The organism is Streptomyces sp. NPDC056296, assembly GCF_042268605.1.
Taxonomy (GTDB): domain Bacteria; phylum Actinomycetota; class Actinomycetes; order Streptomycetales; family Streptomycetaceae; genus Streptomyces.
The window spans coordinates 85,502-103,316 of the sequence record NZ_JBHJRX010000029.1; the positions used below are offsets into that span (position 1 = coordinate 85,502).

19 protein-coding genes are annotated in these 17,815 nt (G+C 72.6%); 12 read left to right on the plus strand and 7 right to left on the minus strand.

Going from position 1 to position 17,815, the window contains the following annotated elements:
• Positions 1–272 precede the first annotated feature (272 nt).
• Positions 273–1,145, minus strand: a complete 873-nt coding sequence (locus ACFCZF_RS22065; protein ID WP_376673097.1) for a tetratricopeptide repeat protein — start codon at positions 1,143–1,145, stop codon at positions 273–275.
• 30 nt (positions 1,146–1,175) lie between these two features.
• The gene (locus tag ACFCZF_RS22070; protein WP_376673098.1) at positions 1,176–2,189 is read right to left on the minus strand and encodes a GNAT family N-acetyltransferase; all 1,014 of its coding nucleotides are present in this window, start codon (positions 2,187–2,189) and stop codon (positions 1,176–1,178) included.
• 140 nt (positions 2,190–2,329) lie between these two features.
• On the opposite strand from ACFCZF_RS22070, the gene fdxA reads away from it, so the two are divergent.
• A complete protein-coding gene (fdxA, locus tag ACFCZF_RS22075) occupies positions 2,330–2,650 on the plus strand; it encodes a ferredoxin (protein WP_003973842.1) in 321 nt (106 codons plus the stop codon).
• A 111-nt stretch (positions 2,651–2,761) separates the two neighbouring features.
• Complete coding sequence (locus ACFCZF_RS22080; protein ID WP_376673099.1) at positions 2,762–3,859, plus strand: bifunctional succinyldiaminopimelate transaminase/glutamate-prephenate aminotransferase; 1,098 nt, start codon at positions 2,762–2,764, stop codon at positions 3,857–3,859.
• A 105-nt stretch (positions 3,860–3,964) separates the two neighbouring features.
• Here the strand turns inward: ACFCZF_RS22080 and ACFCZF_RS22085 are convergent, their stop codons facing one another.
• A complete protein-coding gene (locus ACFCZF_RS22085) occupies positions 3,965–4,414 on the minus strand; it encodes an ATP-binding protein (protein ID WP_376673100.1) in 450 nt (149 codons plus the stop codon).
• Between the two features lie 321 nt (positions 4,415–4,735).
• On the minus strand, positions 4,736–5,731 hold the full coding sequence (locus ACFCZF_RS22090; RefSeq protein ID WP_376673101.1) for a heavy metal transporter: 996 nt from the start codon (positions 5,729–5,731) through the stop codon (positions 4,736–4,738).
• Positions 5,732–5,815: 84 nt separating this feature from the next.
• Here ACFCZF_RS22090 and dapE point away from each other — a divergent pair, with 84 nt between their 5' ends.
• Together dapE and ACFCZF_RS22100 are read left to right on the plus strand one after the other, a co-directional pair.
• Complete coding sequence (gene dapE / locus ACFCZF_RS22095; RefSeq protein ID WP_376673102.1) at positions 5,816–6,895, plus strand: succinyl-diaminopimelate desuccinylase; 1,080 nt, start codon at positions 5,816–5,818, stop codon at positions 6,893–6,895.
• Positions 6,896–7,003: 108 nt separating this feature from the next.
• Complete coding sequence (locus tag ACFCZF_RS22100; RefSeq protein ID WP_310871376.1) at positions 7,004–7,762, plus strand: TIGR00730 family Rossman fold protein; 759 nt, start codon at positions 7,004–7,006, stop codon at positions 7,760–7,762.
• A 61-nt stretch (positions 7,763–7,823) separates the two neighbouring features.
• Here the strand turns inward: ACFCZF_RS22100 and folP are convergent, their stop codons facing one another.
• Positions 7,824–8,684 carry a dihydropteroate synthase gene (folP, locus tag ACFCZF_RS22105; RefSeq protein ID WP_376673118.1) on the minus strand — a complete coding sequence of 287 codons (861 nt, stop codon included), beginning with the start codon at positions 8,682–8,684 and terminating at the stop codon, positions 7,824–7,826.
• A gap of 234 nt (positions 8,685–8,918) precedes the next feature.
• Here folP and ACFCZF_RS22110 point away from each other — a divergent pair, with 234 nt between their 5' ends.
• Both ACFCZF_RS22110 and ACFCZF_RS22115 read left to right on the plus strand, forming a co-directional pair.
• Positions 8,919–9,278: a DivIVA domain-containing protein gene (locus ACFCZF_RS22110; protein WP_376673103.1), complete on the plus strand. Its 360-nt coding sequence runs from the start codon at positions 8,919–8,921 to the stop codon at positions 9,276–9,278.
• A complete protein-coding gene (locus ACFCZF_RS22115) occupies positions 9,275–9,895 on the plus strand; it encodes a DNA-3-methyladenine glycosylase I (RefSeq protein ID WP_376673104.1) in 621 nt (206 codons plus the stop codon). Before ACFCZF_RS22110 ends, ACFCZF_RS22115 begins: the two co-directional genes overlap by 4 nt.
• Here the strand turns inward: ACFCZF_RS22115 and ACFCZF_RS22120 are convergent.
• The gene (locus ACFCZF_RS22120; protein WP_376673105.1) at positions 9,880–10,683 is read right to left on the minus strand and encodes an enoyl-CoA hydratase/isomerase family protein; all 804 of its coding nucleotides are present in this window, start codon (positions 10,681–10,683) and stop codon (positions 9,880–9,882) included. The two genes, ACFCZF_RS22115 and ACFCZF_RS22120, sit on opposite strands and share 16 nt — an antisense overlap.
• A gap of 349 nt (positions 10,684–11,032) precedes the next feature.
• On the opposite strand from ACFCZF_RS22120, the gene ACFCZF_RS22125 reads away from it, so the two are divergent.
• Complete coding sequence (locus ACFCZF_RS22125) at positions 11,033–11,200, plus strand: DUF3117 domain-containing protein (RefSeq protein WP_003966491.1); 168 nt, start codon at positions 11,033–11,035, stop codon at positions 11,198–11,200.
• A 121-nt stretch (positions 11,201–11,321) separates the two neighbouring features.
• Here the strand turns inward: ACFCZF_RS22125 and ACFCZF_RS22130 are convergent, their stop codons facing one another.
• A complete protein-coding gene (locus tag ACFCZF_RS22130) occupies positions 11,322–12,020 on the minus strand; it encodes an O-methyltransferase (RefSeq protein ID WP_376673119.1) in 699 nt (232 codons plus the stop codon).
• Positions 12,021–12,306: 286 nt separating this feature from the next.
• On the opposite strand from ACFCZF_RS22130, the gene sigE reads away from it, so the two are divergent.
• The 5 genes from sigE to ACFCZF_RS22155 all read left to right on the plus strand — a co-directional run bounded on the left by sigE (position 12,307) and on the right by ACFCZF_RS22155 (position 17,686).
• Positions 12,307–12,978 (plus strand): RNA polymerase sigma factor SigE, encoded by a 672-nt coding sequence (gene sigE / locus ACFCZF_RS22135; protein ID WP_310871372.1) that lies wholly within the window; start codon positions 12,307–12,309, stop codon positions 12,976–12,978.
• A 68-nt stretch (positions 12,979–13,046) separates the two neighbouring features.
• A complete protein-coding gene (locus ACFCZF_RS22140) occupies positions 13,047–13,967 on the plus strand; it encodes a zf-HC2 domain-containing protein (RefSeq protein ID WP_376673120.1) in 921 nt (306 codons plus the stop codon).
• A gap of 95 nt (positions 13,968–14,062) precedes the next feature.
• Positions 14,063–16,165 carry a trypsin-like peptidase domain-containing protein gene (locus ACFCZF_RS22145; RefSeq protein WP_376673106.1) on the plus strand — a complete coding sequence of 701 codons (2,103 nt, stop codon included), beginning with the start codon at positions 14,063–14,065 and terminating at the stop codon, positions 16,163–16,165.
• A gap of 148 nt (positions 16,166–16,313) precedes the next feature.
• On the plus strand, positions 16,314–16,769 hold the full coding sequence (locus ACFCZF_RS22150) for a sec-independent translocase (RefSeq protein ID WP_375915513.1): 456 nt from the start codon (positions 16,314–16,316) through the stop codon (positions 16,767–16,769).
• 245 nt (positions 16,770–17,014) lie between these two features.
• Positions 17,015–17,686 carry a hypothetical protein gene (locus tag ACFCZF_RS22155; RefSeq protein WP_375915515.1) on the plus strand — a complete coding sequence of 224 codons (672 nt, stop codon included), beginning with the start codon at positions 17,015–17,017 and terminating at the stop codon, positions 17,684–17,686.
• Positions 17,687–17,815: the final 129 nt, after the last annotated feature.

The window sequence follows — 17,815 nt, forward strand, 5'->3', positions numbered from 1 at the left end:
AACAGACGGGGGGGGGGCAGTAGAACCAACCCCCGGTCAAACACCCCCCCCCGGGGGGGGCCCCCCCCCCCCCCCCGCCCGCCCCCCTAGGGCCTGTATTGAGTTCCCCGTCTGCGCCCCGACGCCCGGCACGCACGCTCGCTGCACGGCGGTCCAGGACAGGTGGCTCCGCCACATGACCTGGACCGCCGCACACCGATCGCCCGCACCGACCGCCGCTGCGCCCGCCCTTCGGGCGGACGACGGGGAACTCAATACAGGCCCTCGCGTCCTCAGTTGAGCATGGCGCGAGCCGCCCGCGCCTCCCCCCGCACCTGCTCGGCGACCGCCTCGTCCACCGCCCCCACGACCTCCGCGTACGCCTCCAACTCCCCGGCCCCCGCCGAGAACTCCCCCCGCTGCACCAGCAGCCGAGCCCGCTCGTACCGCAGCCGCGCCGGGTGCGCGGGCAGCAGCAACGCCAGCTCGATCGCCCACAGCCCGACATCCGACCGCTCCGGCCGGGCCGCCGCCCACGCCCGGATGTTGTTCAGGACGCGCGACACCACCTCCAACGGCGCCGCGGGCTCCAGCATCGACGGATGCAGGGCGGCCCCCGTCGCCCCCGCGACCAGCACCTCCGCGTCGTTCCCGCTGAGCACCCGGCCTCCGTCGAACGGATCGGCGAGCACCCGTTCCTCCTCCGGCCCGAACTCCGCCCCGAACCCGACCACGAAGTGCCCCGGCAGCGCGACCCCGTACACCGGCGCCCCCGCCCGCCGGGCCACCTCCAGCCACACCACCGACAGCATGATCGGCAGCCCGCGCCGGCGCTCCAGCACCTCGTGCAGCAACGACGACTCCAGCCGCTGGTAGTCCGCGGCGGCCCCCTGGAACCCGTACCGCTCGCCGAGCAGGTCCCGCAGCGCCGCCGCCCAGGCCCGCGGCGCACCCGGCCGGAACGGCAGCTCTCCGGCCAGCCGGTCGAGCTCCACCTGCGCGGCGTCCAGACCCGCCTCGTCCAGCGACCCGTCCGCCTCCGCGCCCACCAGCAGGCACAGCGTGGCCAGGTCGGGCCGCTCGGAGCGTGCCTCTTCGGCGAACCGGCGCCGCACTTCGGCGGAGCGTTCCGGTGACGGCGGACGCGGGGGACGTGGATGACGCATAACTGGCTCGTGCCCTTTCACGGCGATCGGTTACCGGTCCGTTCCGGCGCCGGCGGGCTCCCGGTAGTGGTGGTACGCGTGATGCGCCGCGAAGCCCATCCCGGCGTACAGCGCCCGCGCCCCCGCGTTGTCCGTCTCGACCTGGAGCCACGCCGCCGACGCGCCCTCGTCGAGCGCCCGCCGGGCCAGCGCGGCCATCACGGCGGTCGCCAGCCCCCGGCGCCGCTGCGCGGGGTCGACCTCGACGGCCGCGAAGGAGGCCCACCGCCCGTCCACGACACACCGCCCGATCGCCGCCGGGGCGGCCGCGTCCGCACCGGGCACCGTCGCGAACCACACCGACGGCCCTCCGGCCAGTACCCGCAGGGCCACCTCGCTCACGCCCTTGCGCTGGTACCGCGCCAGCCACGCCTCGTCCGCCTCCCGGGACAGGACCACGCCGGTCCCCTCCGACAGGTCGGCGACCGGCGCCAGAGCGCCGGTCCACACCTCGGCCGTCACCTCCCGCACCCAGCCCCGCCGCTCCAGCTCCGCGCACAGGGACTCCTGCGTGCCCTCGGCCCCGGTGGCGGTCTGGACGTACGCGGGCAGCCCCCGTTCGGCGTACCAGCGTCGTACGGCGGTCAGCGCCTCGTCGAGCGGCAGCCCCGGATCGCCGAGCGGGAGCACGGAGTTGGCCCGCCGCGTGAACCCGGCGGCCGCCCGCAGCTCCCATTCACCGAGCCGCTCGCTCTCCACCGGCCGCCAGGCCCGAGCGGCGACCCGCGCCAGCTCCTCGTACGAGGCGGCGGGACCGCGCCGCCGCGCGGGCGCCGACGGCACGACCTTGCCCGCGACCAGCGCGGACTCCGGGATACGGACGGACTCGCCACTCTTTCGTGTGATCAGCAGCACACCGTCGTCCCATGATGTGAGAACACCGACCGTGTCGGTGAACTTCTCACCCGCGACACCCGGTTCGCTCAAGCGCCGTACGGAGACTCGTTTGCCCACGTCAGCAGTGGTGATACGGACCTCAAGGCGGCCTGCGGCAGAGATTTCCACGGGTCGGTACACCCCTCCTGTTCGGATCATGCCCAAGAACGGAGATACTAGGGGCGGGCATCGACGACGCCGCGCTCCCGCGCGCCAGGCGGCGGAGCCTGAGGAGGCCCGCCAGCGCCCTATCGAGGAGGAACGACAGCGTGACCTACGTCATCGCGCAGCCTTGTGTCGACGTGAAGGACAAGGCGTGCATCGAGGAGTGCCCGGTCGACTGCATCTACGAGGGCCAGCGGTCCTTGTACATCCACCCGGACGAATGCGTCGACTGTGGTGCCTGTGAGCCGGTCTGCCCGGTCGAGGCGATCTTCTACGAGGACGACACTCCGGAGGAGTGGAAGGACTACTACAAGGCGAACGTCGAGTTCTTCGACGAGCTCGGCTCGCCCGGCGGCGCCAGCAAGCTGGGACTGATCGAGCGCGACCACCCCTTCGTCGCCGCGCTGCCGCCGCAGAACCAGTAAGAGCGGCCCGCACCCGCGCCGCCTCGGTCCCGTACGGCCTGATCACCTCGATCGGCGCGGTACGGGACCGAGGCGTTTGCCGTAGGACGAAGACGAAAGAGAGCCACCATCGTGTCCGCAGTCTCCGACCGGCTTCCCACCTTCCCCTGGGACAAGCTGGAGCCGTACAAGAAGACGGCCGCCGCGCACCCGGACGGCATCGTCGACCTCTCCGTCGGCACCCCGGTCGACCCGGTCCCCGAGCTGATCCAGAAGGCCCTGATCGACGCGGCGGACTCCCCGGGCTACCCGACCGTCTGGGGCACTCCGGCACTGCGCGACGCGATCACCGGCTGGGTCGAGCGCCGCCTCGGCGCCCGCGACGTCACCCACCGCCACGTCCTGCCCATCGTCGGCTCCAAGGAACTCGTCGCCTGGCTCCCGACCCAGCTGGGCCTCGGTCCGGGCGACCGGGTGGCGTTCCCGCGCCTGGCCTACCCGACGTACGAGGTCGGCGCGCGCCTGGCCCGCGCCGAGTACGAGGCGTACGACGATCCCACCGAGCTGGACCCGGCGGGCCTGAAGCTCCTCTGGCTCAACTCCCCGTCCAACCCCACCGGCCGGGTCCTGTCGAAGGCCGACCTGACCCGAATCGTGGCCTGGGCCCGCGAGCACGGCATCCTCGTCGTCTCCGACGAGTGCTACCTGGAGCTGGGCTGGGAGGCCGACCCGGTCTCCGTCCTGCACCCGGACGTCAACGGCGGCTCGTACGACGGCCTGGTGGCCGTCCACTCGCTCTCCAAGCGCTCCAACCTCGCCGGCTACCGCGCGGCCTTCCTGGCGGGCGACCCGGCCGTCCTGGTGCCCCTCCTGGAGATCCGCAAGCACGGCGGCATGATGACGTCCGCGCCGACCCAGGCGGCCGTGGTGGCGGCCCTCGGCGACGACGAGCACGTCCGCGTGCAGCGCGAGCGCTACGCGGCCCGCCGCACGGCCCTGCGCGAGGCGCTCCTCGGCCACGGCTTCCGCATCGAGCACAGCGAGGCCGGCCTCTACCTCTGGGCCACCCGCGACGAGTCCTGCTGGGACACGGTGGCCCATCTGGCGGAGCGCGGCATCCTGGTGGCTCCCGGCGACTTCTACGGCCCGGCGGGCGAGAACTTCGTCCGCGTCGCCCTCACGGCCACGGACGAGCGCGTCCGCGCGGCGGTGTCGCGCCTGACGGCCTGACGGCCTGACCGCCTGACGGCCTGGTTCGACGTAGGCACGCAGAACGCCGGGGCCCAGGAGAGGAATCCTGGGCCCCGGCGCCGTACGAGCGGGGTGCGGCCGCCGTCAGCCGAGCGGCAGCCCCTGCACCGGCAGCGAACCGGTGGCCGGCAGCCCGCCCTTGCCCAGCGCGTCCGTCGGCAGCCCGCCCTCGGTGGCGGTTCCCGCGGTGTCACCGACGATCTCCCCGGCGGAGCCCGCGGCGTCCCCGGCGGCCTTCTGCGCCACGGGGGTGGTCTTCTTGACGACCGAGCCACCGGTCTTGCCCGCGGCCGGCACGGTCTTCTTGACGGCCTTGCTGCCGGTGTCGCCCGCGGTCTGGGTGACGTTCTGGGCCGCGGCGTCCACGGTGTTGCCGACGTTCGCCCCGTCCAGGGCGGTCAGTCCCCCGAGGTTCGGGGTGGCGGGCAGCTCGGGAGCCGCGCTGGCGGAGCCGGCCGCACCGACCCCGGCAGCCGCTCCCGCAGCGACGAGCAGCGCGGCACGGGCGATCCGGCGGGTCAGGGGGAGGGACATGATGCTCCTTCGACGGAAGTCAGTGATGTGGAATCCGACCGTGCCCGGCGAGTGATCGACGGGCTCGGACGCAGTGACTACCGCTCGAAGGCGACGAAGGTTGCGGCGGCACAAAGTAAAGAGTTGGTAATGTGTCGCATTATCAGGTGCACAGAAAAACGGGCAAAAGGGCGCCGGTCGGAAAGTCTGCCGAATCCTTACAGCCCTTGATTTTCCAGGCCTCCGGCGGATTCCAGGGTGACGACCGGAAAACCCGTGCACCGCGTCGACCCGACGCCGTCGCGGGTAACTCCCAGGAGTGACGAACCGTACGGGCGAGCGCTACCGCGCGGAGGTGATGCGGACCGCTTCCGCGGCCCGCTCGGCGCCGCCGGTGCTGCCCGCACCCGTCGGACGCCACTTGCTGTCGGTGTTTCCCGCGGTCCACTCCCGGCCCGCGTAGGAGACCCGTTCGATGCGCAGCGAGGAGGCGTTGGCCACCGCCCAGTGCGCCAGTTGCCAGCCGCGCTGATCGAGGCGCCCCTCCGTACCCGGGCCGGCGGCCACGGGCAGCGTCACGGTCCGCCCGTCGGAGCCGCCCGCGCCGCCCGTCGTGCCCGCGGTCGGTGCGGGTGAGGCCGTGGGCGCCGCGGAGGCGTCGTCCACGGCCGCTCCGGCCGACTGGAGCACGTCCTGCCCGAAGTCCCGTACGAGCGCCGCGCGGACCGCGTCCGGCCCCTGGGCCCGGGCCGTGCCGGGGCGCCCCTCGCACGTCAGCGTCGCCGCGGACCGTCCGGTCAGCGCGGCGGCGAGCAGCCTGGCGTCCGTCTCGTGCTTGGCGTAGGCGTCCGGGAAGCCGCTGCGCTGCACGCGCTGGGCGGCGACGGTCAGCGGGAGGCCGGTGTAGCCGGGCACCTCGACCAGTTCGTCGTAGAACTTGGTCGCCGAGTAGGCCGGGTCCATGATCTCCTCCGGCGTGCCCCAGCCCTGGGAGGGCCGCTGCTGGAACAGGCCGAGCGAGTCGCGGTCGCCGTAGTCGATGTTGCGCAGCGTCGACTCCTGCAGCGCGGTCGCCAGCGCGATCGTCACCGCCCGCTCCGGCAGGTCGCGCGCGGTGCCCACGGCGGTGATCGTCGCCGCGTTCACCGCCTGCTCCGGCGTGAACTCGTAGGTCGTCCGGTCGTCGTCGGCCGAGACGACCTCGCAACCCGGGGCGCCCGCGCCCCCGGTGACGTACTGCACCGTGAGGTACCCGGCGACCGCGAGCAGGACCACGGAGGCCGCGCCGGAACGGAGAAGGCGGCCATGGCGTTTGCGGGATGGCGACGGCTGAAGCACGCGTACAAGGTACTGGAGGGTAGGGAGTGGTGTCCGCCGGGTACGGACAGTGCCTGAAAGGGCAAGGGCGTTAGGGTCGGGGCCATGGCCGATACCCCGCTTGACCTCACGCTGGACGCCGCGGAGCTCACCGCGCGGCTCGTCGACTTCCCCTCCGAGAGCGGCACCGAGGAGCCGCTCTCGGACGCGATCGAGAGCGCCCTGCGAGCCTTGCCGCACCTGTCGGTCGAGCGGTACGGCAACAACGTGGTGGCCCGTACGGACCTGGGCCGGGCGGAGCGCGTGATCCTGGCCGGTCACATCGACACCGTCCCGATCGCCGACAACGTACCGTCCCGGCTGGACGAGGACGGCGTCCTGTGGGGCTGCGGCACCTGCGACATGAAGGCGGGCGTCGCGGTGCAGCTGCGCATCGCGGCGACGGTCCCGGCCCCCAACCGCGACCTGACCTTCGTCTTCTACGACAACGAGGAGGTCGCCGCCGAGCTGAACGGCCTCAAGCACGTCGCCGAGGCGCACCCCGAGTGGCTGGAGGGCGACTTCGCGGTGCTCCTCGAACCGTCGGACGGCCAGGTGGAGGGCGGCTGCCAGGGCACGCTGCGGGTGCTGCTGAGGACGACGGGGGAGCGGGCGCACTCCGCGCGCTCCTGGATGGGGTCCAACGCCATCCACGCCGCCGCCCCGATCCTCGCGCGCCTGGCGGCCTACGAGCCGCGCTACCCGGTGATCGACGGCCTGGAGTACCGCGAGGGCCTGAACGCGGTCGGCGTCACGGGCGGGGTCGCGGGCAACGTCATCCCCGACGAGTGCGTGGTCACGGTCAACTTCCGCTACGCCCCGGACCGCAGCCCCGAGGAGGCCCTCGCCCACGTGCGGGAGGTCTTCGCGGACTGCGGGGTGGCGGAGTTCGTGGTCGACGACCACAGCGGCGCGGCCCTGCCGGGGCTGTCCCACCCGGCCGCGGCGGCCTTCATCGAGGCGGTGGGCGGCACCCCGCAGCCCAAGTACGGCTGGACGGACGTGTCGCGCTTCTCGGCGCTCGGCGTCCCCGCGGTCAACTACGGCCCCGGCAACCCGCACTTGGCGCACAAGCGCGACGAGCGGGTGGAAGTGGCGAAGATCCTCGCGGGGGAGGAGCGCCTGCGGTCCTGGCTGACGGCGTGATCCACACCGGGTTTACGCCGCTGTGTGACGGACATGCTCAGGTCCCTCGTACGTAACCCGCGTAGATCTACGCTGAGGTGGAAGAACCTGCAACTGGAGGGAGCGCGCATGGCTACCGGCAACCCCGAGGGCAAGAAGCGGCCACCGGAGGAGCAGCGCCTGGGCCCTGTCCTCCGGCGGCGGGGTCAGGTCCAGAAGAGCACCACGGACCAGCGCCTGCTGGACGAGCGTGCCCCGACCGACTGGGTCCACACCGACCCCTGGCGCGTGCTGCGCATTCAGTCGGAGTTCATCGAGGGCTTCGGCACGCTCGCCGAACTGCCGCCCGCGATCAGCGTCTTCGGCTCGGCGCGTACGGCGGCGGACTCACCGGAGTACGAGGCGGGCGTGCGGCTGGGCCGTGGCCTGGTGGAGGCCGGCTTCGCGGTCATCACGGGCGGTGGGCCCGGCGCCATGGAGGCGGCCAACAAGGGCGCCCTGGAGGCGAAGGGCACGTCGGTCGGCCTCGGCATCGAGCTGCCCTTCGAGCAGGGGCTCAACCCGTACGTCGACATCGGCCTGAACTTCCGGTACTTCTTCGTCCGCAAGATGATGTTCGTGAAGTACGCGCAGGGCTTCGTGGTCCTGCCCGGCGGCCTCGGCACCCTCGACGAGCTCTTCGAGGCCCTCACCCTGGTGCAGACCCAGAAGGTGACCCGCTTCCCCATCGTCCTGTTCGGCTCCGAGTACTGGGGCGGTCTGGTCGACTGGCTGCGCGGCACCCTGGTCGCCCAGGGCAAGGCCGCCGAGAAGGACCTCCTGCTCTTCCACGTCACGGACGACGTGGACGAGGCGGTGGCCCTGGTCTCCAAGGAGGCGGGGCGGTAGGCACGGGCCGGGGACGCCAGGGGGCCGGGCCCCCTGGTTCCGGATCCGGTACCGGGAGTACCTAAGCCAGTCCCCGCCTGGCGACGGCGGGCTCCCGGTGACCCGCGATCGTCGCGACCATGTCCAGCACCTGCCGGGTCTCCGCCACCTCGTGCACCCGGTACACCCGCGCCCCCAGCCACGCCGACACCGCCGTCGTCGCCAGCGTCCCCAGCACCCGCTCCTTCACGGGCCGGTCCAGCGTCTCCCCGACGAAGTCCTTGTTGGACAGGGACACCAGCACCGGCCAGCCCGTGTCCACCATCTCCCCGAGCCGCCGCGTCGCCTCCAGGCTGTGCCGCGTGTTCTTCCCGAAGTCGTGGCCGGGATCGATCAGCACCGACTCCCGCGGCACGCCCAGCGCCACCGCCCGCTCGGCCAGCCCCAGCGTCACCTTCAGGATGTCGGCCATGACGTCGTCGTACGTCACCCGGTGCGGCCGCGTCCGGGGCTCCGCGCCGCCGGCGTGCGTGCACACCAGCCCGACCCCGTACCGCGCGGCGACCTCCGCGAGCTTCGGGTCGACGCCGCCCCACGCGTCGTTCAGCACGTCGGCCCCCGCCTCGCACACGGCCTCGCCGACCTCGTGCCGCCAGGTGTCCACACTGATCACGACGTCCGGGAAACGCCGCCGCACCTCCGCGACGAACCCCACCGTCCGCCGCGCCTCCTCCTCGGCCGACACCTCGTCCCCCGGCCCGGCCTTCACTCCGCCGATGTCGATGATCGCGGCGCCCTCGGCCACCGCCTGCTCCACGCGCGCGAGGGCGGGCTCGTCGCGGAAGGTCGCCCCCTGGTCGTAGAAGGAGTCCGGGGTCCGGTTCACGATCGCCATGATCACCGGCTCGTGCGCCGCGAATTCACGCCTGCCCAGCCTGAGCATCCCCTGTGACATCTCCTCGTCCATACCGTTCTCACGTCCCGCTGAATCGACCTCGGGGCCCGGCCTTCGACCACCGGCGGCCCCGACTGTCAGACTCGCATGGCACGATCGGACCCGACACAACCGACTCCGGCTCGGAACCCGGTTCCGACTCCGATCCAACCAGCACGCGATCCGTCGAATCCTCGAACCCACGCGATCGCCGCGCTCGACCCGACCATGGGGGCCTCAGCGATGGTCATGTTCCTGTTCCTCGTCGTCGCGCTGGCCGTCGTGGTCGCCGCGGTGACGCTCGCCGTGGTGAGCGGCGGCGACAGCGGGCCGTTGCCCGACGCCGCCCCCGAGCGGCTGCGGGACTCCCTGCCCCCGGACCGCCCGGTGGGCCGCGCGGACGTGGAACGCCTCCGCTTCCCGCTCGCCGCCCGCGGCTACCGCATGGCGGACGTCGACGACGCCCTCGGCCGTCTCGGCGCCGAGCTGGCCGAGCGCGACGCCCGCATCGCCGACCTGGAGTCCGCGCTGTCCGGCGCCCGGGCCGCCATCGCCCACCAGCACGTCTCCATGGAGAAGCCGGCCCAGGAGGAGCAGCAGTGAGCGCCGGGGAGGCCGTCGCGGGACCGGACGGCGCGGCGCGCTGCCCCTGGGCCCTGTCCACCGCGGACTACGTGACGTACCACGACGAGGAATGGGGCCGCCCGGTCCACGGCGACGACGCCCTGTACGAACGCCTCAGCCTGGAGGCCTTCCAGTCCGGCCTGTCCTGGATCACCATCCTGCGCCGCCGCCCCGGCTTCCGCGCCGCCTTCGCCGGCTTCGAGATCGCCAAGGTGGCGGCCTTCACCGACGAGGACCGCGAACGCCTGCTCGCCGACGCGGGCATCATCCGCAACCGCGCCAAGATCGACGCGACCCTCGCCAACGCCCGCGTGCTCGCCGAGTGGGCCTCCGGCGAGCTGGACCAGCTGATCTGGTCGCACGCCCCGGACCCGGACGGGCGCCCGGTGCCCAGGACCCTCGCCGACGTCCCGGCCGTCACACCGGAGTCCACGGCGCTGTCCAAGGCCCTGAAGAAGCAGGGACTGCGCTTCGTCGGCCCGACGACGGCGTACGCGCTGATGCAGGCGTGCGGACTGGTCGACGACCACCTGGCGGCGTGCGTGGCGCGCAAGAGCCCGTCCGGGGGCCGGTCAGCGGCTCACTTGCCCAGGTAGCGAGGCTTCTCCTTGTTGACGAAGGCCCGCACCGCGATCGCGTGGTCCTCCGAGGAACCCGCCCGGGACTGCAGCTCCTCCTCCTTGTCCAGCGTCTCGGAGAGCGAGTGCGTCAGCCCGTACGCCACCGCCTCCTTCAGCGCCGCGTACGCCACCGTCGGACCCTCCGCCAGCGCCCGCGCCGTCTGCTCGGCCTCGGCGCGCAGGTCGGCGGCGGGCACCACCCGGTTGGCGATGCCCAGCTCGTACGCCTCCCGGGCGCCGATGCTGCGCGGGAAGAGCAGCAGGTCGGCGGCGCGCCCGGGGCCGACGACGCGCGGCAGCGTCCAGGAGACGCCCGAGTCGGCGGTGAGCGCGACCCCGGCGAAGGACGTGTTGAAGGCCGCCGTGTCCGCGACGATCCGGTAGTCCGCCGCGAGCGCGAAGCCGAAGCCCGCCCCGGCCGCCACGCCGTTCACGGCGGCGACCACCGGCTTCTCCGCCTCGGCGAGCGCCCGCACGATCGGGTTGTAGTGCTCGCGCACCGTGCTCATGGTCCGGCCCGAGCCCGTTTCCCGGTCGGAGGCCAGCAGCCCGATGTGCTCCTTGAGGTCCTGACCTACGCAGAACGCCCGTTCCCCGGCCGCGGTCAGCAGTACCGCCCGTACGGCGTCGTCCCCCGCCGCGGAGCGCACCGCCTCCCTGAGCGCGACCTTGGTCTCGATGTTCAGCGCGTTCATCGCCTCGGGGCGGTTCAGCGTGATCGTCGCGAGCCCGTCGCTCACCTCGTAGAGCACGGTGTCGGCCATGGGTTCCCCTCCGCGTCGTCGTACGTGTCCGGGACACAGCATGACGGAGATCACCGGCAACGGATCGCTCGGGAGATGTGACCTGCGTCAAAGAATTTCGGTCCGTTTCCATTCGGCGGAAGTGCGCGAGGGCGCGCAGTATCGCAGTCACATCGCCGAATTGAGTGGTTTTGCTCGCGCGCGTTGCCCAAGCGATGCCGACCGATGTTGGTCATCGGGTCCTGGGATGCGGGATAATGGCTGGGAAGCAATGTGTTCGATGCCGGTGTCGCGCGTCCATGCCGGACTGCGCGTGCCCTCACGGGCCGTCGGCGGTGACGGTGAGCTGGTATCAGGAAGGGGAACGAGCATGGCGGCCATGAAGCCGCGGACGGGCGATGGCCCGCTCGAGGTGACCAAGGAGGGGCGGGGCATCGTCATGCGCGTTCCGCTCGAAGGCGGCGGTCGACTCGTCGTCGAGCTGACCCCCGACGAGGCCGACGCGCTCGGCGACGCCCTCAAGAAGGTCGTCGGCTGACGCGCGAGCGACCATACCCGTTCAATCGCCCCGGTACCGCACATGGTGCCGGGGTGATTGTTTTTCTGTTTTCACGTGAGATCCCGGGTTTTCCCGTGGGCCTCTCAGGTCGGTCGGTCCTTCACCGCTTGACGGCGCACAGCAGCCCGTCGCCCACCGGCAGCAGCGACGGCACCAGCTCCTGGCTCTCGCGCACCGCGCGCAGCACTTCCCGCAGCCGCAGCACCTCGGTGGGCTGCGGCCCGGAGTCGATCGTCCGGCCGGCGCCGAAGACGCCCTCGAAGGCGACGAGACCTCCGGGGCGCAGCAGGCGCAACGATTCAGCGAGATAGTCCAGGTACTCCAGGCGGTCGCCGTCGCAGAAGACCAGGTCGTAACCGGCGTCCGCGAGCCGGGGCAGGACGTCCAGGGCGCGGCCCGGGATGAAGCGGGCCCGGTTGCTGGCGAAGCCCGCGGCCCGGAAGGCCTGGCGGGCGAACTGCTGGTGCTCCGGCTCCGGGTCGACCGTGGTCAGTACCCCGTCCGGTCGCATGCCCTGCAGCAGATGGATCCCGGAGACGCCGCAGCCGGTGCCGATCTCCGCGACGGCCTTGGCGTCCACGGCGGCGGCGAGCAACCCCAGCGCGGAGCCCGTGCCGGGCGTCACCGAACGCAGGCCCGCGTCCCGGGCCCGGTCGCGTGCCCAGAGCAGCGCGTCGTCCTCGGCGACATAGGCGTCGGCGAACGCCCAGCTCGTCTGCCGGTTGCCGGTAATGACCCTCTCCTGTCCCCGTCGTTGCCTCGGCGTGACTGTATCCGTTGGCGTCGGGAACCCGCAGATGGGACCGGTCGTTTAAAGGGGAGAGCAAAGAGACGACCGAGCGGCGGGGCTGCGACGGGGGTGGCGGATGGACCAGGGTGCCCAGCAAGTGCTGACGCAGTCGTACGAGCCGTGTCGGCCCAGATCAAATTCTCGTAAAACCGCTTATCCGGAGCTAACGGGCGAGGTGGCTATGGTAGGGGCTCCACTGGACACCACCAGAGCCGACAGGGGAGGTGCGGCCGCACCCGCGGATCGGGGAGGAGCGCTGCGGCGCTTCCTCGGATCGGCAGGCAGGCCGAAATCCGTGAACGACACCGCTGCTGACCACAGCCACGCGAACGGTCCCACCACGGGACACGCCCAGACCGCGACCTTCTCCAGCGACGCGGACGGGCAGGCGTGGACTCCGCCCACCTGGGAGGAGATCGTCAGCACCCACAGCGGCCGGGTCTACCGCCTCGCCTACCGCCTCACCGGCAACCAGCACGACGCCGAGGACCTCACCCAGGAGGTCTTCGTCCGCGTCTTCAGGTCGCTGTCGACCTACACGCCGGGCACCTTCGAGGGCTGGCTGCACCGCATTACCACCAACCTCTTCCTGGACATGGTCCGGCGCAAGCAGCGCATCCGCTTCGACGCGCTCGGCGACGACGCGGCCGAGCGGCTGCCCAGCAAGGAGCCCAACCCGCAGCAGGTCTTCCACGACGCCCACTTCGACGCGGACGTCCAGCAGGCCCTGGACACCCTCGCGCCCGAGTTCCGCGCGGCGGTCGTCCTGTGCGACATCGAGGGGCTGTCGTACGAGGAGATCGCCGCGACCCTCGGCGTCAAGCTCGGCACGGTCCGCTCCCGGATCCACCGTGGCCGTTCCCAGCTGCGCAAGGCACTCGCGCACCGGTCTCCCAAGGCGCGTGCCGAGCGTCGCTCGTTCGCGGCCCGTGTTCCCGCACTGGGAGGAGGGGGCACGAGCGCGTGAGTGGATCACGGCCGAATTCCGAGGGGCACCTCGCAGAGCAGCATCTGGGAGACCGACTCTCCGCCCTGGTGGACGGAGAGCTCGGTCATGACACGCGTGAGCGTGTACTGGCGCACGTGGCCACCTGCCCGAAGTGCAAGGCGGAGGTGGACGCGCAGCGCCGGCTGAAGAACGTCTTCGCGGAAGCGGCCCCGCCGGCCCCCTCCGAGAGCTTCCTGGCCCGCCTCCAGGGGCTTCCCGGGGGCGGTGACACGGACGGCGGCGGCTCTCCGCTGGGCGGCGGAGGATTCGCCGGCGGCCTCGACGGGGTCTTCGGAACGAAGCGCGGCGAGCGGTTCGAGTTCGACTACGTCCCCGCCCGGCCGCACACCCCCGTGCTGTCGCCCTCCTCGCCGGGGAGGGGCTTCCGGATCCACGACGTGAGCCGGCACGAGTCCGAGCGGTCGTCCTCGCGCGGCCTGCGGTTCGCCTGTGCCGCCGCCGGCGCGGTGTCGCTGGCCGCGATCGCGCTGGGCGGTGTCACCGTCGGCACGCCGGACACCAGCACGGAGGCCCGCGGCTCCGGGAGCGGCAGCAATGTGACGCCGACGCGCACCCAGGGCGCGGGAGCGGTCACGGGGTCCGAGAGCCAGCGCCGCCGCGGGAGCGGTCCGCTGCTCGGGCAGGTCCATGGGCAGCGGGTGCTCGGCGACACCCCGGTCGCCCCCACCACGATGTCCGCGCCGCTGCTGCCCGGGCTGCCCGCCCCCGCCGGCGCCGATCCGCGGCAGCAGAGCCTACGTGCGCTGACGACTCCGGTGACGGCCGGTGCCGCCGCCATGTCCCCGCTGATACGTCCGCTCGAAGCCGTTCCGCCGCTCGCCCTGACCTCCTGGCCGACGACCCCCGAGGTCAGGCCGCCGGGCCTGTTCGCCGCACCCGTCCCCGACCCGGTCCCTTCCCCCTACCCGGCGGCGTCCCCCGCCGCCTCTCACCGTCCCGCTCCCTGACCGGACTCTGCGCGCCGAGCCGGGAACCTGATTGAATCCTGGGTGGCGCCAGATCCCTTGGAGCCGACGATCTGCGGCCGGCTGCGGGGGAGAACATGAACGAGGGGAAGCCCACGAAGGCGAAGTGGTGGAGTCGTCCCCGCTCGTCCGAGGACGCGACCGACGGCGACTTCGAACTGGAACGCCCTCGCCCGGCCCACACCACCGGCACCGGTGGTGACGGATCCGACGGGTTCGGCGGGTCCGACGGTGGCGACTTCGAATTGGAACGCCCGGCGCCGATCCGCGTGGCCGACGAGGGGGACTACGAACTCGACCGGCCGGTGACCGAGACGGACGTACACACGGACGCCGATCCGTACGGGGGCGCGGGCGCCGGTGCGGGTCTGCACGCGGGTGCGGGCGCTGATTCCGGCGGTGTCGACGGCGACGACGGCCTGACCGTCGCGCCCGTCGGCGAGCGTCCCAAGCCGCTGCACGACCCCGACCCGTACAGCACCCCGCCGTACGGCGAGCCGGGCCCCTGGGCCCCCGCTCCGCCGGTGCAGCATCCGGCGTCGACGCCGGCGCACGGCACGGTGGCGGCGGGGCCTCCCGCGTCCGGCGTGCCCGCGGTGCCGCCGCAGACTCCGCCTCCGGGGGCGATGCCCACCCCGACCTTCGCGGACGCGGCGCCTGCGGGTGCCGTACCCGACCCGGCGCTGGCGGACGCGCCGCCTCCGGCTCCGCCGGTCCGGCACCCGGCGGCGACTCCCGTCAGCGCGGTGCCGCCGCAGACTCCCCCTCTGGGCGCCGTAGCCGCCCCGACCTTCGCGGACGCGGCGCCTGCGGGTGCCGTACCCGACCCGGCGCTGGCGGACGCGCCGCCTCCGGCTCCGCCGGTGACACCGGTGCAGGGCGTGACGGCAGCGGCGGTGCCTCACCCGGCGGTGGGGTCGCCGGAGGCGCCGGTGTCCAGTGGGACGGGCGGCGACAGTTCGGGAGGTGTCGACCCCTGGGGGCGTTACGACCCCTGGGCGGCCTCGGCCGCCGCCGCGCCCCTCCAGCAGAACGGCGCGGTCGCGCCGACGCGGGAGCAGCGCCGTAAGCGGGCCGGAAAGTTGATCGTCGGCGGCGCGCTGCTGATCGCCCTGGTCTCCGGCGGCATCGGCGGCGCCCTGGGCACGTACCTGGAGCGGAACGGCGGCGTGGGGACGGTGGAGCTGCCGCAGGCCGGCAAGGAAGCGGCCGAGCGGGCGCCGGGCAGTGTCGCCGGGATCGCCGCCCGTGCCCTGCCCAGCGTGGTGACCCTGCACGTGAGCGGCGGCGACGCGGCAGGCACCGGCACCGGCTTCGTACTGGACGACCGCGGCCACATCCTGACCAACAACCACGTAGTCGAGCCCGCGGGATCCGGCGGCGACATAACCGTCACGTTCAACAGCGGCGACACCGCCGAGGCCACGGTCGTCGGCCGCGACAGCGGATACGACCTCGCCGTGGTGAAGGTGAAGGGCGTCAGCGGCCTCAGCCCCCTGCCGCTCGGCAACTCCGACAACGTGCGGGTCGGCGACCCCGTCGTCGCCATCGGCGCCCCCTTCGACCTGGCCGGCACGGTCACCTCCGGCATCATCAGCGCCAAGGAGCGGCCCATCACGGCGGGCGGCGAGGAGGGCGACGGCAGCGACGTCTCGTACGTCGACGCCCTGCAGACCGACGCGCCCATCAATCCCGGCAACTCCGGCGGCCCCCTCCTGGACTCCCGGGGCCGGGCCATCGGCATCAACTCCGCCATCCGGTCCGCCGGCAGCGGCGGCGCCGAGTCGGACGGCGGCCAGGCCGGCTCCATAGGGCTCGGCTTCGCCATCCCCATCAACCAGGGCAAGCGCGTAGCCGAGGAACTGATCAACACCGGTAAGGCCACCCACCCGGTCATCGGCATCACCCTCGACATGAACTACACGGGCGACGGCGCCCGCGTCGGCGCCAAGGGCAGCGACGGCGGGCCCGCGGTCACCACGGGCGGTCCCGGGGCCGAGGCCGGCATCAAGCCGGGGGACGTGATCACCGCGGTCGACGGCCGACGCGTGCACTCCGGCGAGGAACTCATCGTCGCGACCCGCGCCCACCGCCCCGGCGACCGCCTGGAACTGACGCTGGAGCGCGACGGCGAGGAGACGAACGTCTCACTGGTGCTCGGCTCCTCCGGCGGGGACTGAGTGCCCGCGCAGGTCCCGACAAGGGGCCAGGAAGGCAAACAATTCGGAAAGCGTCCGCATACACGCACTCGGGGCCCACGGGACGGTACCGGTCGGACGGGGTCGGCGGGTACCGTGGTGGCGGCCCGGACATCCCAAGGAGCTTCAGGTGTTCAATGACATAGGCGCACTAGAGCTGGTGACGCTCGTCGTCCTCGCCGTGCTCGTCTTCGGTCCGGACAAGCTCCCCAAGGTCATCCAGGACGTGACCCGCACCATCCGGAAGATCCGGGAGTTCTCGGACAGCGCCAAGCAGGACATCCGGCAGGAGCTGGGCCCCGAGTTCAAGGACTTCGAGTTCGAGGACCTCAACCCCAAGACGTTCATCCGCAAGCAGATGGACAACGACGAGCTGGGGCTCAAGGAGCTCCGCAACGGCTTCGACCTGAAGAAGGAGATGGCCGAGGTCACCGACGCGGTCCACGGCCGCGAGTCGGAGTCGTCGTCCGGTTCCTCGTCCGCTTCCTCGGCGTCCGGCTCCACCGGCGGTCGCGTCGACATGTCCAAGAAGCCCGAGACTCCCGCTCTCGACGACCGCCCGCCCTTCGACGCGGACGCCACCTGAGTCCGTCCCACGGGCCGCGGTACGGCACGGGAGCCGGCTCCCTCACCGCACGTGACGCGTCTCACACTCCGGACGGGGCGCACGGGGCCTGAAGGCGACGCCCGAGCGACCCACGCGCCGGGCGATTTCCCGGCTGCCGCCACTGGTGTGGCTATGCTGCCCGAGTCGTTGTGCGGACCGGACGAGTGCGCCCGAAGGGGGGCGGGCCGTTCCGGTCCGACGAGAGCGAGGAGGCGTCCGGGCACATGGAGACGACGAGTCAGGCGGTCGCGCAGACGCCGGGCACGGAGGATGGACAAGAGGTCCCCTCCGCCCGGCGGACGATCGACGGCTACCTGCGCGCGCCCTTCCCGTGGTACGGCCTCGACGAGGCCTTCACGGGGCGGCGCTGGCTGATGCAGGTCGGTACGGCGGCCGACGGGGCCGTGGAACACGGCTCGATCGGGCACGGCGACGAACCGTCGGTGCGCAACGAGCACGTGTCCGGCGACGACCAGGACGCCAAGGAGAAGTTCGCGGTCGTCGTGACCGTCGCGGCCAACCCCGACCGGCGCAGCGCCGACGGCACGGGTCTGCTGGAGGCCACCTCGGTGTCGTCGGCGGCGTGGCTCGCCGGGGTGGGGCTGCTGTCCTTCACCTGGCCGGGCCAGATGGACCACTCGCTGCGCGACGACTGGCTGGAGCAGCAGACGGAGACCGCGTGGGTCCTCGCGGACGATCTCGGCGGAGCGGACTGGTCGACGCTGTCCCTCCCCGTGGACGGCGTACCGACGCAGTTCCACTACCGGGAGTCCGAGTTCGGCTGGGTGCTCGCCGGCTCCACCGAGCAGGGCGTCCACCTGGGCGCCTACGGCAGGGGCATGAGCGCGTACGGACTGGCCTTCTCCGTGGTCAAGGACATCGCCGCGTACGCTTAGGGAGCGTCGTTTGGATCTTGCCGGGGTCGCGGGGTCTGGCACGCACATCTGCGGCGTTGTCGTCGGTTGCCAGGGCTCCGCCCTGTCGCCCTCCTCCGCCTTGCAGCTGCACGCACCAGACCCCGCTCG